This window comes from Acidimicrobiales bacterium, from assembly GCA_035316325.1.
GTDB lineage: Bacteria > Actinomycetota > Acidimicrobiia > Acidimicrobiales > VFJN01 > DASXTK01.
Window position 1 is genome coordinate 1 of sequence record DATHJB010000069.1, and the last position, 13,929, is coordinate 13,929.

The 13,929-nt window shown below is 73.6% G+C and carries 14 protein-coding genes; 8 read left to right on the plus strand and 6 right to left on the minus strand.

All coding sequences use genetic code 11. The annotated features are described in order from the left end of the window. The 3 genes from VK611_09335 to VK611_09345 form a co-directional block, all read left to right on the plus strand. A partial coding sequence (locus VK611_09335; protein ID HMG41521.1) for a hypothetical protein occupies nt 1–457 on the plus strand: 457 nt, incomplete at its 5' end. A gap of 55 nt (nt 458–512) precedes the next feature. Next, complete coding sequence (locus VK611_09340) at nt 513–1,097, plus strand: GNAT family protein (protein ID HMG41522.1); 585 nt, start codon at nt 513–515, stop codon at nt 1,095–1,097. A 10-nt stretch (nt 1,098–1,107) separates the two neighbouring features. Further along, nucleotides 1,108–2,421 carry an acetyl-CoA hydrolase/transferase C-terminal domain-containing protein gene (locus VK611_09345; GenBank protein HMG41523.1) on the plus strand — a complete coding sequence of 438 codons (1,314 nt, stop codon included), beginning with the start codon at nt 1,108–1,110 and terminating at the stop codon, nt 2,419–2,421. 67 nt (nt 2,422–2,488) lie between these two features. On the opposite strand, the gene VK611_09350 is transcribed toward VK611_09345, so the two are convergent. Together VK611_09350 and VK611_09355 are read right to left on the minus strand one after the other, a co-directional pair. Next, entirely contained in the window at nt 2,489–3,259 is a 771-nt protein-coding gene (locus tag VK611_09350; protein ID HMG41524.1) for an SDR family oxidoreductase, read from the minus strand. Between the two features lie 19 nt (nt 3,260–3,278). Then, complete coding sequence (locus VK611_09355) at nt 3,279–3,932, minus strand: LysE family translocator (protein HMG41525.1); 654 nt, start codon at nt 3,930–3,932, stop codon at nt 3,279–3,281. A gap of 23 nt (nt 3,933–3,955) precedes the next feature. Between VK611_09355 and VK611_09360 the strand changes: the two genes are divergently transcribed. Further along, on the plus strand, nt 3,956–4,648 hold the full coding sequence (locus VK611_09360; GenBank protein HMG41526.1) for an alpha/beta hydrolase-fold protein: 693 nt from the start codon (nt 3,956–3,958) through the stop codon (nt 4,646–4,648). Nucleotides 4,649–4,756: 108 nt separating this feature from the next. Here VK611_09360 and VK611_09365 read toward each other — a convergent pair whose 3' ends face one another. From VK611_09365 to VK611_09375, 3 genes are all read right to left on the minus strand, one after another. After that, complete coding sequence (locus tag VK611_09365) at nt 4,757–5,095, minus strand: metalloregulator ArsR/SmtB family transcription factor (protein ID HMG41527.1); 339 nt, start codon at nt 5,093–5,095, stop codon at nt 4,757–4,759. Next, on the minus strand, nt 5,092–5,553 hold the full coding sequence (locus VK611_09370; GenBank protein HMG41528.1) for an SRPBCC domain-containing protein: 462 nt from the start codon (nt 5,551–5,553) through the stop codon (nt 5,092–5,094). Before VK611_09370 ends, VK611_09365 begins: the two co-directional genes overlap by 4 nt. Before the next feature lie 220 nt (nt 5,554–5,773). Next, nucleotides 5,774–6,004 carry a hypothetical protein gene (locus tag VK611_09375; GenBank protein HMG41529.1) on the minus strand — a complete coding sequence of 77 codons (231 nt, stop codon included), beginning with the start codon at nt 6,002–6,004 and terminating at the stop codon, nt 5,774–5,776. Nucleotides 6,005–6,153: 149 nt separating this feature from the next. On the opposite strand from VK611_09375, the gene VK611_09380 reads away from it, so the two are divergent. Together VK611_09380 and VK611_09385 are read left to right on the plus strand one after the other, a co-directional pair. Further along, complete coding sequence (locus tag VK611_09380) at nt 6,154–9,060, plus strand: LuxR C-terminal-related transcriptional regulator (protein HMG41530.1); 2,907 nt, start codon at nt 6,154–6,156, stop codon at nt 9,058–9,060. Between the two features lie 85 nt (nt 9,061–9,145). Further along, nucleotides 9,146–10,441 (plus strand): S8 family serine peptidase, encoded by a 1,296-nt coding sequence (locus VK611_09385; protein ID HMG41531.1) that lies wholly within the window; start codon nt 9,146–9,148, stop codon nt 10,439–10,441. Between the two features lie 58 nt (nt 10,442–10,499). Here VK611_09385 and VK611_09390 read toward each other — a convergent pair whose 3' ends face one another. After that, nucleotides 10,500–11,951 (minus strand): RNB domain-containing ribonuclease, encoded by a 1,452-nt coding sequence (locus VK611_09390; GenBank protein ID HMG41532.1) that lies wholly within the window; start codon nt 11,949–11,951, stop codon nt 10,500–10,502. A gap of 65 nt (nt 11,952–12,016) precedes the next feature. Between VK611_09390 and VK611_09395 the strand changes: the two genes are divergently transcribed. Then, nucleotides 12,017–13,096: a phosphotransferase gene (locus tag VK611_09395; GenBank protein HMG41533.1), complete on the plus strand. Its 1,080-nt coding sequence runs from the start codon at nt 12,017–12,019 to the stop codon at nt 13,094–13,096. A gap of 193 nt (nt 13,097–13,289) precedes the next feature. Beyond that, the gene (locus tag VK611_09400; protein HMG41534.1) at nt 13,290–13,913 is read left to right on the plus strand and encodes a TetR/AcrR family transcriptional regulator; all 624 of its coding nucleotides are present in this window, start codon (nt 13,290–13,292) and stop codon (nt 13,911–13,913) included. Nucleotides 13,914–13,929 lie beyond the last annotated feature (16 nt).

Below are 13,929 nucleotides of genomic sequence, written 5' to 3' on the forward strand. Positions count from 1 at the left end.
CACGACCGATACCCCCCAGGCAGGCGACGCTTCGGCCGCTCCTGCCGGCACCGAACCGCTGCTCTTCGCCGGCACCTACGAAGGGTCCGACCGCTACACGCTCAGCTCCGAGGGCCCGTGCGACCTCGACCACGACGACGAGGCCACCTTCACGCTCACCGACGGATCGACCTGGCAGTTCCAGCACGACCAGTGCGCCCAGGTCGTCGGGAACATCTGGTCGGCCACGGGCACCTTCACGTTCACGCTGCCCGACGGGGCCACGCTGAGCGGCACCAACGTCCAGGACGGGGTGCCGCTGCCGACCACCGGTGCACCGTTCGACCTCGACATCACCGACGGGTCGGGCCGCTTCGCGGGCGCCACCGGGTCGTGCACGCTCGACAACCACTTGGAGGAGACCACGCTGGGCCAGCAGAGGCTGTACGGCACCTTCACCTGCGATGTGACGACGTAGCGCCTCTCCCGAAACTCGGGTGCGGGCAGCGGGGCGGGGCGGCGACCATGGAGCCATGGCCCTGCCGCTGACCACGTCGCCCGCACCTCCCGAGCTCCCCGAGGTGGTCGACACGGGGCTCGTGACGCTGCGGCCGTGGCGGCCGGACGACGTCGGGGCCATGGCGCGGGCGATCGCCGAGAGCGTCGAGCACCTGCGGCCGTGGATGCCGTGGGCCGCCGCCGAACCCCTCTCGCTGGCCGACCGCACGCAGCTGGTCGCCGAGTTCTGTCGCCAGTGGGCCACCGGCGAGTCGTACGTGTACGGGATGTTCGCCGGCGGCAAGCCCGTGGGCGGCACCGGGCTGCACCCCCGCATCGGCCATGGCGGCATGGAGATCGGCTACTGGGTGCACCCGGCGTGGACCGGTCGGGGTGTGGCGACGTCCACCACGAGGGCGCTGACCACCGTGGCGCTGGGCCTGCCGGGGATCGTGCGCGTCGAGATCCACCACGACAAGGCCAACGCCGCCAGCCGCCGGATCCCCGAGAAGCTCGGCTACAAGCTGGTCGCCGAGGTGCCCGAACCGCCCGAGGCGCCCGCCGAGACGGGCGTCGAGTGCCGCTGGCGCATGACCCGGGAAGAGTGGGAATCCCGATAGAACGTCGGGCGTGACTGGGAACGTGACGCCCGAGGATGCTGCCAGCCGGCTCCGGCCGACCGACACGCTGGGGTTGGGGCTCGGGCCGGGGCAGCCGCCGGCGTTCCTGCAGGCGTTGGGCGCCCGCACCGACTGGGAGGAGCTGCGGGTGTCCGGCGCCTTCCTGGCGGTGTTCACCGAGCTGTTCAACCACCCGAACGTCCACTACCTCAGCTCGTTCTTCGGTCCGCTCGACCGCATCCTGCGTGACAGCGGCGCCAACATCGGCTTCGCCCCCGCCGACTACCGGCGCTTCACCCGCATGCTCCACGACCTGCGGCCCCGGGTGGTCGCCACCGCCGCGGCGCCGCCCGACGCCGACGGCTGGTGCAGCCTGTCGCTCCACGCCGGCCACACGGTCGACGACCTGCACGCGGCCGGCGCCGACCCCGACCGGCTGCTGGTGGTGGAGGTCAGCGAGGGCTTCCCCCGCACCTTCGGCCTCCCGCCCGAGCACCGCCACGCCGTCCACGTCGACGAGATCGACGTGCTGGTCCGCAGCGACGCCGCGCCCCTCCCGCTGCCGGAGACGCCGCACGACGACGTCGACGGGGCCATCGCCGCCAACGTCGTCCCGCTGATCCCCGACGGGGCCACGCTGCAGACCGGCATCGGCGCCATCCCGTCGGAGATCGTCACGCTGCTGGCGAAGGGCGACGGCGGCGACTACGGCATCCACTCCGAGATGTTCACCACCGGCCTCATGAACCTGCACCTGGCCGGCAAGGTGACCAACCGCAAGGGCCAGTTCGACGGCGTGTCGGTGGCGACGTTCGCGGGCGGCTCGCAGGAGCTCTACGACTGGCTCGACGACAACCGGGAGGTGGCCTTCCTGCCCGTGTCGGTGGTCAACTCGCCCGAGGCGATCGGCCGGAACCGCTCGACGGTCACCATCAACGGCGCCATCTCGATCGACATCCACGGCCAGGTGGTGGCCGACACCATCAACGGGCGGCAGTACTCCGGCATCGGTGGCCACGAGGACTTCGTGTCGGGGCCGGCGCTGTCGTTCGACGCCCGGTCGGTGCTGGTGCTGCCGTCGACGATCACCGTCGGGGGCGAGCTGCGGTCGCGGATCGTCCCGTGGTTCGCGGCCGGCACCGTGGTCACGACGCCGCGGCACCAGGTCGACACCATCGTCACCGAGTACGGCGTGGCCGAGCTGCAGGGCAAGACCGCCCACCGGCGGGGCCAGGCCCTGGCCGCCATCGCCCACCCGTCGTTCCGCGACGAGCTGCGGGAGGCCGCCGAACGGGCGTCGGGCGGCAACTCCCCCGTCGTCTGAAATTGCGTCCGAAAACCCGCACATAGCGGGCAGATCGACGCAATTTCAGAAGGGCCCCAGCACTCCCTCAGTTGACGGTCAGGCCGCCGTCGACCACGAGCACGTGGCCGGTCATGAAGCTGGCGGCGTCGCTGGCCAGGAACAGGGCGGCCGGCGCCATCTCGTCGGCGCGGGCCATGCGGTCGATGAGCTGGCCGGCGACCATCACCTTCTGCATCTCGGGCGTGGTGTTGCGGACCATGTCGGTGTCGGTCGTGCCGGGTGCCAGCGCGTTGACCCGGATGCCGTCGCCGGCGAACTCGTGGGCCATCGACCGGGTGACGCTCAGCAGCGCGGTCTTGGCGGCCACGTAGATCGCCATGAACCCGCCCTGGGTGAAGGCCCCGGCGGTGATCACGTTGACGACGGCGGCGTGGTCGCTCTTGCGCAGGTGGGGCAGGGCCTGCTGCACCAGGAACACGGGCGCCCGCAGGTTGGCGTCGAACGACTTCTGCCACGCCTCGGGCGTGATCGACCCGTACGGGAGGGCGAGGGCGTTGGCGGCGTTGTTGAACACGATGTCGACGCCGCCGAACGCCTCGACGGTGCGCTCCACCAGGGCAGCGAGCTGGTCGAGGTCGCCGACGTGGGTGGGGACGGCCAGCGCGGTGCCGCCAGCGGCCTCGATGTCGGCGACGGCCCGGTCGCAGGCGTCGGCCTTGCGGCTGGCGATCACCACCTTGGCGCCCACCGCGGCGAAGCCCTCGGCGACCGCCCGCCCGATCCCGCGGCTGCCGCCGGTCACGATCGCCACCCGGTCGGTCAGGTCGAAGCGGCCGAGCAGTTCGTTGCGATCCATGCGGTTCCCCCTGGTCGGTTCACGCCCGTTCGAGGGCGACCTTCACGCCGATGCCGACGAGCAGCGTGCCGGCGACGGCGTCGAGACGCTGCCGCGTCCGGGGGCGGCGGAGCAAGCGGGCGACCGGGCCGAGCAGGAGGGAGAACGCCCGCCACCAGCACACGGCGATGGCGAGGAACACGACGGCCAGGGTGGCTGTGGTCCGCAGGCGGGGCTCGTCGCTGCCGACGAACTGCGGTAGCAGCGTGAGGAACAGCAGGGCGATCTTGGGGTTCAGCAGGTTGGTGAGGAGCCCCTGCCGGAACGCCTCGCCGCTGGTGGTCGTGGCCGCGGCCGTGGCCGCGACGGGAGCCCGCATGTCGTCGGCCTCGGCCTCGTCGGGGTCGGGCCGGAAGGCACTGCGCAGCAGCTTGAGGCCCAGGTAGGCGAGGTAGAGGGCGCCGATGGTCTTCACCACCATGTAGGCGCCGGCCGACGCCGCCAACACGGCGGACAGGCCCAGCACCGCGGCCGTGGCGTGGCCGGCGATGCCGAGGCAGCAGCCCAACCCGGTGAACCAGGCCACCTGCGGGCCACCTCGCAGCCCGTTGCGCAGCACCAGCAGCATGTCGGGCCCGGGCGTCACGGTGAGGACGGCGACCATCCCGAGGAAGGGCACCAAGAGCTCCGGCACGCCATCACCGTAGGGTTCCGGGCGTGTACGACGACGCTCGGCTGACCTTCGTGGTGCGGAAGAGCACCGGCGACTTCGAGCCGGGCATCGACGAGCCGCTCGGCCTCGACGCACCCCGGGACGGCGTCCTCTACGTCCCCGACACCGCCGAGCCCGGCGCTCCCCTGCTGGTGTTCCTCCACGGCGCCACCGGCTCCGGCCGGGCCCACCTGCGGGCGGTGCTGGCGGCCGCCGACCGCTACGGCGTGATCCTCGTCGCCCCGGACTCGCGGGGCGGGTCCTCCTGGGACCTCATCGAGCAGCAGGGTTTCGGGCCCGACGTCGCCTTCCTCGACCGGGTGCTCGACGAGGTGGTCGACCGGGTCGACGCCGACGTCGAGGGCCGGCTGGCCATCGGCGGGGTGTCCGACGGCGCCTCCTACGCCCTGTCGCTCGGCCTGGCCAACGGCGACGTGTTCTCCACGGTGATCGCCTTCTCGCCGGGGTTCCTGGCCGTGCCCAGCGCGGTGGGCCGGCCGCGGGTGTTCGTGTCGCACGGCACCGCTGATCCGATCCTCCCGATCGACGCCTGCAGCCGCCGGCTCGTCCCGCCGCTGCGGGAGGCCGGCTACGAGGTGCAGTTCACCGAGTTCGACGGCGGCCACACCATCCCTCCCGCGGTCGCCGACGAGGGGCTCCGTTGGTGGCTCGACGGGAGCGCGATCGCGGACCGCTGATGCAGGTGGTCGCCCGGCCCGGAACCACTCGGCCCGCCCGGCCGCCGGTCACCACGGATCCTGCTTGCTGTGCTCATGTGGCGGCGAACTGTGGGTGTGCAGGTGGGGTCAGCCCGGCTTGCTGCGCTGGATCCGCTCGGCGATCCGCTTGATCCGCTGCAGCCGGGCGTCCCAGGTCGCGCCGACCGCGGACAGCTGGGCGACCGCCCGGGCGACCTGGGCCTCGTCCACCTCGTAGCGGCGCTCGCGCCCCGCCGGCGTCACGTGCACCAGGCCGACGCGGTCCAGCACACCGAGGTGCTTGGCGACCGCCTGCCGGGTGACGGGCAGCCGCTCGCTGAGCGTGGTCGCCGTACCGCCTCCGTCGGCGAGGAGCAGGTCGAGCATCCGTCGGCGGGTCGGGTCGCCGACCGCGGACCAGAGGTCGTCGTCGATCGCGGTGCTCACGGCCGTGCGACCAGCCGGTTGGCATACGTGACGAGGCGCGGGAGGAAGTGGTCCCAGCCGCGGACGTGGTCGAGGTAGGCCTCCTCCAGCACGGCCGCCTCCCACCCGCGCTCGCGGAAGCCGGTCTCCTTGAAGCGCAGCAGCGTGCCGTCGCCGGACGGAACGAGGTCCAAGGTCACCAGGAACGAGTTCGTCTCGGCGGCCGCGCCCTCGTCGTACGCCCAGCGGAACGCGAACCGGCGGGGCGGGTCAGCCTCCAAGACGGTGAGCGGCACGATCGTCGCGTCGGGTGCCGTCGGGTCGCCGAACGTGATCGCGCCAGTGGCGCCGGGGACCGGGTCGAGCTCGGCGCCGTCGGGCCACCACTCGCGCAGGTGCTCGGGAGAGCTGATCACCTCGAAGACCACCTCGGGGGTGGCGTCGATGCGAAGCTCCCGCTCGATGCTTCCGTACTCCATGTGACCCTCCTGGCCTCGACGCAACCTGTGGTTGCACGTCAACCTATCGGGCACGCCCCACTAACGCAACCTTTCATTGCGCAGACGGTTTTCGGAGCTGACGGGGGCCACCGCCCGACGGTGCCCTGACGCGGAACGACGCCGGGCGGAGTGCCGGGCGTCGGTCCACGGGTTCGGTCGGGTTGGTCGGGTTGGTCGTGTCGGTCGTGCGCGACCCCCATCAGCAGTCCGCCAGGACGCCGGTCACCTCGGGGCAGGGCGACGGGGTGGCGACCGAGGCCAGGCGACGGGTGGTCAGCTTGCGGACGGCGCCGCCGAGCGAGGCGATCCGGCTGGTGCGGCTGGGCTTCGAGGCCCGCACGCTCCGCTCGAGGCGGAGGTTGGCGGCATCGGCCATCAAGGTGTTGCGGCGCTGGTCGGCGAGGGCGTTGCGGGTGCTGGTGGAGTGCATCTTCGGCTCCTGTGCTCGGTGCTTCCTGGTGAGACCAGCATCCGACGAACCGGCTTCCGGCACATCCGTGCCCAGCACGGATCCACCACGTACGGACCACGGACCGACCACGGATGGACCACCGAACCCGGCAGAATCACTGCGTGACCATGGAGACGCCGACGCTCGCGGGGTCCGGCGTCTCGGACCGGGAGGCCGAGGTGCTCGCCCTGCTCGGGGAGCACCTGACCAACGCCGAGATCAGCGCGCGCCTCTTCATCTCGGTCCGGACGGTCGAGAGCCACGTGTCGTCGCTGCTGCGGAAGCTGGGCGTCGCCGACCGCAAGGCCCTGTCCCACTTCGCCGAGGACATCAGCCGTGACCGCGCCGTCGTGTCGCCCGTCCGGAGCCTCGCCCGGCCCACCCTGCCGGCGCCGCTCACGTCGTTCGTCGGCCGCGAGGCCGAGCGCGCCGCCCTCGCCGAGGCCCTCGACGGCCAGCGGCTGGTGACCGCGGTCGGCCCCGGCGGCATCGGCAAGACCCGGCTGGCGCTGGCCGTCGCCGCCGACCTGGCCGGCCGGTTCGACGACGGCGTCTGGTACGTCGACCTGGTGCCGGTCACCGACCCGGCCATGATCGCCGGTGCCGTGGCCGCCGTGCTCGGCCTGGGCGAGCAGTCGGGCCGCTCGATCGAGGACACCGTGCTCACCCACCTGGCGTCGGCCCACGTCCTGCTGGTGCTCGACAACTGCGAGCACCTGGCCGACAGCGTCGTGGTGTTCGTCGAGCGGCTGCTGGCGGCGAGCCCCCGGTCGTCGGTCCTGGCCACCAGCCAGGCCCGGCTGCTGGTGCCGTTCGAGCGGGTGTTCCCGGTGGCGGGGCTGTCGCTGTCGGCCGACGACGGCAGCGCCGACGCCGTCGCCCTCTTCGTCGAGCGGGCCGAGGCGGTGGGCAACCCGCCGCTCGCCGACGACGACCTGCCTCGCGTCGCCGCCATCTGCGCCCAGCTCGACGGCATGGCGCTGGCCATCGAGCTGGCCGCCGCCCGCCTGCCCACGCTGGGCCTCGACGGCCTGGAGGCGGGCCTGGCCGACCGCCTCGACCTGCTCGCCGGGCGGGCCCGGGTCGACGACCGGCACAGTTCGCTGCGGGCCGCCATCGACTGGAGCTACGCCCTGCTCGAGCCGTCCGACCAGGCGGTGCTGCGCCGGGTGTCGATGTTCGCCGCACCGTTCCGGGCCGACGACGCCGCCCAGGTCGTCGGGTTCGCCGCGATCGCGGCGGGCGACGTGGCCCGCTCGCTGGCCCTGCTCGCCGACCAGAGCCTGCTCGTGGTCGTGCCGGGCAACCCGGGCCGCGGCGCCGGCAGCGGCACCCGCTACCGGGCGCTCGAGACCATCCGCCAGTACGGCGGCGCGGTGATGGACGAGGCCGGCGAGCTGGCGGAGGTCCGCCGCCGCCACCTGCTCTGGTCGTGCGACGCCGCCCGGCGCCTCCACGACCCCGTCGCCACCCACGGCTCGGCGATCCCACCGGTCGACTGGGTCGACGACTTCGACCGCACCGCCGACGACCTGCGGGCCGCGCTCGGCTGGGCCGCCACCGACGCCGCCTGTCGAGCCGACGCCCACCAGCTGGCCACGACGCTCGGCGACCTGACGTTCGCCCGCGGCCTCACCAGCGAGGCCCAGCGCCGCTACCTGCAGGCCGCCGACCTGGCCGCCGACGACGTGGCGCGGGCGGTCGAGCTGCGCCGGGCCGCCAGCGCGGCCCAGAGCCGGCACCTGGGCGACGAGTCCCTCCGCCTCACCCACGAGGCCGCGGAGATCGCCCTGCGGGCCGGCGACAAGGAGCTGGCGGCCGAGTCCCTCGCCCACGCGGCGATGTTGATCCAACGCTGCCCGGGCACGCTGTCGCACGTCCCGTCCGACGAGGAGATCGACGCGCTGCTGACCCGGGCCCATGCGCTCGCCGTCTCGCTGGCCCAGCCCAGCACCCGCCTCGACGCCGTGCTGCTCATCGCCGAGGCGTTCCGGCAGGAGGAGCGCGACCCCGTCACGGTGCTCCTGGCCGAGCGCGCCGTCGATCTGGGGCGCCGGCTGGGCGCCGTGGAGGTGGAGAGCGCGGCGCTCGACGCGCTCACGTCGGTCCAGCTGGCCATCGGCAACGCCTACGAGGCGGCGGCGACCGCCCGCCGCCGCACCGAGATGCTGCTGACCATGCCGACCAGCGCCGCGACCGGCTTCGAGCTGCCCGACGCCCTGCAGATGGCCAACGAGTGCAGCATCGCCACCGGCGACCTGCGCGCCGCCCGCGACTTCGGCGAGCGGATCCTCGCCCTGCCGCTCTACCACGGCGAGGGGCACCTGGCGACGCCCCGGCTGATGGTGGTCGAGGCGCTCGCCGGCAACTGGGAGCTGGTGCACTCGTTGGGGCGCCGCTTCCGCGACGAGTGGCTCCGGGCCGGGCGACCACCCACGTCGAACCTGGCCATGGGCGCGAGCGCCGCGGCCATGGTGCACGGCCTCCAGGGCGACGACGAGGCCTACGACGATTGGCAGTCCATCGTGCGGGACCTGCGGGCGGCGCTGGTGGCCCGCTACGGCTCCGACATGCGGGCGAACCCGGCGTTCGACGCCGTGGTGCTGCTGCACCGCGGCGACGCCGAGGGAGCGCTGGCGGTGCTGGCCGACGGGCCCGAGTCGTTCCGCACGTGGCACGCGGGCCGCCTGCGCCAGTGGTACGCCGGGCTGTGGGCGGAGGCCGCGGTGCTGGGCGGCCACCCCGAGGCGCCCGAGCGGCTGGAGCGGGCGCGGCTGGCGACCACGGCGAACCCCATCGCCCGCGCCCTGGTCGACCGGGCGGCGCTCCTCGCCGAGGCGGGTGACCCGAGCGAACCGAGCGAGAAGGGCCTCCTCGACTTGGCCGAGGCCCTCGACGCGGCTGATTGCCACTACCAGGCCGCCCGGACCCGGGTGTTCGCCGGCGGCGCGGCCCGCACCGAAGGCGAGGCGGCGCTGGCCCGCATGGGAGCCATCGTCATGGTCGTCCCGACAGGATCCGGTCAGAATTCTTAGGGAACTCCTAGGTGTGCGTCTGATGTGACCGGGTAGGTGGCCTCCGGCACGGACAGGATGGGGACGACCACGAAGGGGGACCCCCATGGGCAGCACTCGCTGGTCAGTTACGCGCGCGCCCACGGCGCTCGTACTCGCAGCCATCGCCCTCGTGGCGTCGACGCTGACGGCGGGCGCCGACCCGACGTCGGCCGCGGCGGACACGGAGGCCACCTACATCGTGATCCTGAAGTCGTCGGTCTCGTCGCCGACGGCCACGTCGATCGGGCACCACCGGCGCTACGGCGCCGAGGTCGCCGGCGTCTACTCGCACGCCCTCAAGGGCTACACGGCCGACATGACCGCCGCGGAGGCGGCGCGGCTGAGCACCGACGCCAACGTCGCCCACGTGGAGAAGGACCGGATCCTCCAGCTGTCGCAGACGCCGCAGACCACGCCCACCGGGGTGCGGCGCAGCTTCGCCGACGACAACCCGAACCTCGACATCGACGGCCAGGACGACGTGCGCATCGACGTCGACGTGGCCGTCATCGACTCGGGCGTGATGGCCCACACCGACCTCAACGTCGTGTCCCGGGCCAACTGCACCACCGGGGTGTGCCAGACCGGCACCGGCAACGACGACAACGGCCACGGCACCCACGTGGCCGGCACGATCGGTGCCCTCGACAACGGCACCGGCGTGGTCGGCGTCGCCCCGGGCGCCCGCATCCACTCGGTGAAGGTGTGCACGGCCAGCGGCTCGTGCCCCAACTCGGCGATCGTGGCCGGTGTCGACTACGTGACCGCCCGGGCCGGCACCATCGAGGTGGCCAACATGAGCCTCGGCGGGCCGGGCACCAACACGCCGCTGGCGCAGGCCATCACCCGCTCGGTCGACGCCGGCGTGGTCTACGCGGTGGCCGCCGGCAACAACGCGGCCAACGCCTCCGGCTTCTCCCCCGCCAACCACCCGGACGTCATCACCGTCTCCGCGCTGGCCGACTCCGACGGCGAGCCCGGCGGCCTGGGCCCGACCCCGTCGTGCCGGCCTGCCAGCACCGACGACGTGCTCGCCGACTTCTCCAACTTCGGGACCGTCGTGGAGGTGGCGGCGCCGGGCGTCTGCATCCTCTCCACCTGGAACAACGGCGCCTACAACACCATCAGCGGCACGTCGATGGCCGCCCCGCACGTGGCCGGCGCCGCCGCGGTGCTCACCAGCGGCACGCGGGACCCGGTGAACCGCACCCAGGCGCTCGCCATCCGGGGGCAGATCACCAGCGCCGGCAACTTCGACTGGACCGACGACTCCGGCGACGGCGTCAAGGAGCCGCTGCTCGACGTCCACGACGCCACGAAGTTCCCGCCCGGCAGCGGTCCGTCACCCACGCCCGCGTGACGATGTCCTCCCAGCCCTAGCTCCGACTCCGACGCCCGGTCGTGCTCGGGCCGCCCCTTCAGGTGGGCTCGAGCACGATCTGGCGTTGGACGGGGTCGGCGGACGCGATCCGGACCGTCACCTCGTCGCCGAGGCCGAGGGTGTGGCCGGCGATGCGCGACTGGATGGCGGGGTCGCGGCACACGACGGTCGAGCCCTCGTCGTCGGCGGCCACCACCGACACCCGGATGGTCCGACCCACCATGGGCCGTAGCACCAGCGCCTCCACCAGGTCGACGGCGGCGCGGGCGGCGCCCGACTCCCGGCTGCCGGTGGACTGCAGGGCGTGCGGCAGGTCGGGTAGGCGCTCGGTCGCCCAGGCCGGCGGGGTGTCGCCCGCTTCCAGCGCCAGGCACACCTCGATGGCGTAGCGGTCGCCCAGCCGGCGCAGCGGAGCGGTGACGTGGGCGTACTGCGCGGCGACGGCACCGTGCTCCATGTCGGGCCCGGACGCAGCGGCGGCCGGGAGCGCCAGGTAGCCGGCGCCCCGCAGGCCCCGCGCGGCCAGCGCCAGCAGGGCGGCCTCGTCGGGGATCTCGCTCCTCAGGCTGCGCACGAGGTCGGCGTAGGTGGCGCCCTCGGGCCAGCCGACGTGCAGCGCCCGGGCGGTGCGGCGCACCTGGGCCAGCACCTTCTTGCCCGCCGGCGGCATGGTGCGCAGCAGCCCCACGCCGGCCGCGGCCATCCGCTCGGCCGCCACCATCCCGGTGAGCAACGACACCTGGGCGTTCCACCCCATCGACGGCAGCGTCGTCTCGAAGTCGATGCGGTAGCCACCGTCGTCGGCCTCCACCTGCTGGGCGGGCAGGTCGAGGCTGACCCCGCCCCGGGCCACCTCCTGCCGCATCCGCACCTGGCCGACCTCCCGCAGCAGCACCAGCGTCTGCTCCGCGTGGCCCTGGTCGACGGCGTGCTGGACCTGCTCGTAGGTGAGCTGGGCGCGGCTGCGGACGACGGCCCGCTCCACGGTCGCCGACTCGACGGCGCCGTCGGCGTCGAGGTCGACGGTCCACAGCACCGCCGGGCGGTCCTCGTCGGGCAGGAGGCTGGCGGCGCCCTCGCCGAGGGCGGGCGGGTGCAACGGGGCGCGGCCGTCGGGCAGGTAGAAGGTGAGACCGCGGTCCCAGCAGGCGGCGTCGAGGGCCCCGCCGGGCTCGACGAAGGCGGCCACGTCGGCGATGGCGTAGTGGACCCGCCAACCGGGGCCGTGGGCTTCGATGTGCAGGGCCTGGTCGAGGTCGCGGCTGCCCGGCGGGTCGATCGTGACGAACGGCAGGTCGCGGGCATCACGCCGCCGGCCGTCGCCGATGTCGCCGTCGAGCCCGCCCAGCACCCTCGGCGCCGCCGCCTCGGCCTCGGCGGCCACCTCGGGCGGGTGCGGCCCCGGCACCTTCTGCTGCTGACGGATCAGGGCGAGGCCCTCGACCACGGTCGGATCGTCGACGGCGATGTGCAACGGGACGTTCGGCACGGTGCGGGACCCTACCCAGAGAGCTAACTTGCCTCGACGCAAGTATGTGACGACGGGGGGAACCGGTGTCCGAGACGCAGGCCGAGCTCGCGCTCGGCGCGACCACCGACGTGACCGCGGCGTGGTGCACCGCCGCACTGGCCGACCACCTCGACGGCGCCCGCGTCACGGAGTGCACCACCAGCCCGGTCGGCACCGGCCAGGTGTCCGACACGCTGCGACTGCGCCTCGGCTACGACCCGCCCGGCGCCGGACCTCCCAACCTGGTCGCCAAGGTCACCGCCGCCGCCGAGGCCAGCCGGGCCGCGGCCCTCATCGCCCGCACCTACGAGATCGAGGCCGCGTTCTACCGTGAGCTCGCCCCGACGCTGCCGGTCCGCACGCCCCGCTGCTACCTGTCGGCCTACGACCCGCCGGGCAACACCTACACGGTGGTGCTGGAGGACCTCGCCCCGGCCCGGCAGGGCGACCAGATGGCCGGCTGCAGCCTCGACGAGGCCGAGCTGGCGCTGGCCGAGATGACGCTCCTCCACGCCCCTCGCTGGGGCGACGCCCGCCTGACCGGGCTGCCCTGGCTGCACCGCATCGCACCCGACACCCCCGAGCGGATGGCCGGGCTGGTGGGCGCGTTCTCCGGCGGCTTCCTCGACCGCTACGCCGACGGCCTCGAGCCCGAGGTCGTCGCCCTGGTCGAGCGGTTCGTGCCCCGGATCGCCGCCTACGTCGCCAACCAGCCGGAGCCGTGGAGCGTGGCCCACGGCGACTTCCGGGTCGACAACCTGCTGTTCGGCGGCGACGACGGACGGGTGGCAGTGGTCGACTGGCAGACCGTGGTGCACGGACCGGGGCTCGCCGACCTGGCCTACTTCCTCGGCGCCAGCCTGCCGATCGCGGTCCGGCAGGACCACGAGCGCGCCCTGGTCGCCAGCTACCACCGCCGGCTCGCAGCTCTGCACGTCGACCTGAGCTTCGACGACTGCTGGACCGGCTACCGCCGCTACGCCTTCGGCGGCCTGATCATGGCGATCGTCGCGTCGGCGCTGGTGGAGCGCACCGCCCGGGGCGACGAGATGTTCACCACCATGGGCAACCGCCACGGTTGCCACGCCCTCGACGTCGATGCGGAGGCCTTGCATTCGTGCTGACGTTGGCAGGGGGTGACATCATCGGCGGGGAGGCTGACGGGCGCTGGGCGCAGCGCTACGGTCCCCTCGGAGGCGGGCTGAACCAGGTCCGGGTGCGGACGGACGACGGCCGGGAGGGGACGGCGATCATCGAGCTGACAGGCGCACACCAGCATCGGTACTTCCCGGTGGCCCGAGCGGACGACCTTCCGGCGTGACGACGTTCCCGCCCGCATCGAGGGTCCGGCGCACCCAACGGGAACGTTCGTCGGCCTCGGCCAGCCGCCTGCTCGACGCCGCCATCGAACTGATCGCCGCCCAGGGCTTCGCCGCCACCACCCAGGCCGACATCGGCACCCGCGCCGGCTACAGCCGGGCGATGGTGCGGGAGCGCTTCGGTTCGGCCGAAGCCTTGCTCGACGCCCTGTTCGAGCGGCTGGTCGACCGCTGGCACCTCGAGATCGCCCCGCTGCTCGAGGGCCACACGGGCCCCGAGCTGCTGTCCATCGCTCTGGAGGCGTTCCGCGACCGCCTGCGCGACCGGCCCGTGGAGGCCCGCGCCCTGTTCGTGCTGCAGTTCGAGGCCACCGGACCGATGGCGGTGCTGCGGGAACGGGTGGCGGCGGTGAACCAGGCACTGCTGGCGTCGATCGCTGCGAGGCTGAGCGAGGGCCAGGCCGCCGGCACCGTCCGCCCCGACGTCGACCCGGAGACCGCCGCCCTCGACTGGGTCGCCACCCTCCGCGGCGCCACGTTCCTCTGGCTGATCGACGAGGACTTCGACCTCGACACCTTCGTCGCCCGCTGGTCGCAGCAACAACCCACCCTCTACGGCTGACATCTTCGGCCTCCTC

What these genes read in the sequence shown, in the direction of transcription:
- VK611_09340 (HMG41522.1), top strand. Translation starts at nt 513, where the DNA reads ATGGCCCTGCCGCTGACCACGTCGCCCGCACCTCCCGAGCTCCCCGAG.
- VK611_09350 (HMG41524.1), bottom strand. Translation starts at nt 3,259, where the DNA reads ATGGATCGCAACGAACTGCTCGGCCGCTTCGACCTGACCGACCGGGTG.
- VK611_09370 (HMG41528.1), bottom strand. Translation starts at nt 5,553, where the DNA reads ATGGAGTACGGAAGCATCGAGCGGGAGCTTCGCATCGACGCCACCCCC.
- VK611_09375 (HMG41529.1), bottom strand. Translation starts at nt 6,004, where the DNA reads ATGCACTCCACCAGCACCCGCAACGCCCTCGCCGACCAGCGCCGCAAC.
- VK611_09380 (HMG41530.1), top strand. Translation starts at nt 6,154, where the DNA reads ATGGAGACGCCGACGCTCGCGGGGTCCGGCGTCTCGGACCGGGAGGCC.
- VK611_09385 (HMG41531.1), top strand. Translation starts at nt 9,146, where the DNA reads ATGGGCAGCACTCGCTGGTCAGTTACGCGCGCGCCCACGGCGCTCGTA.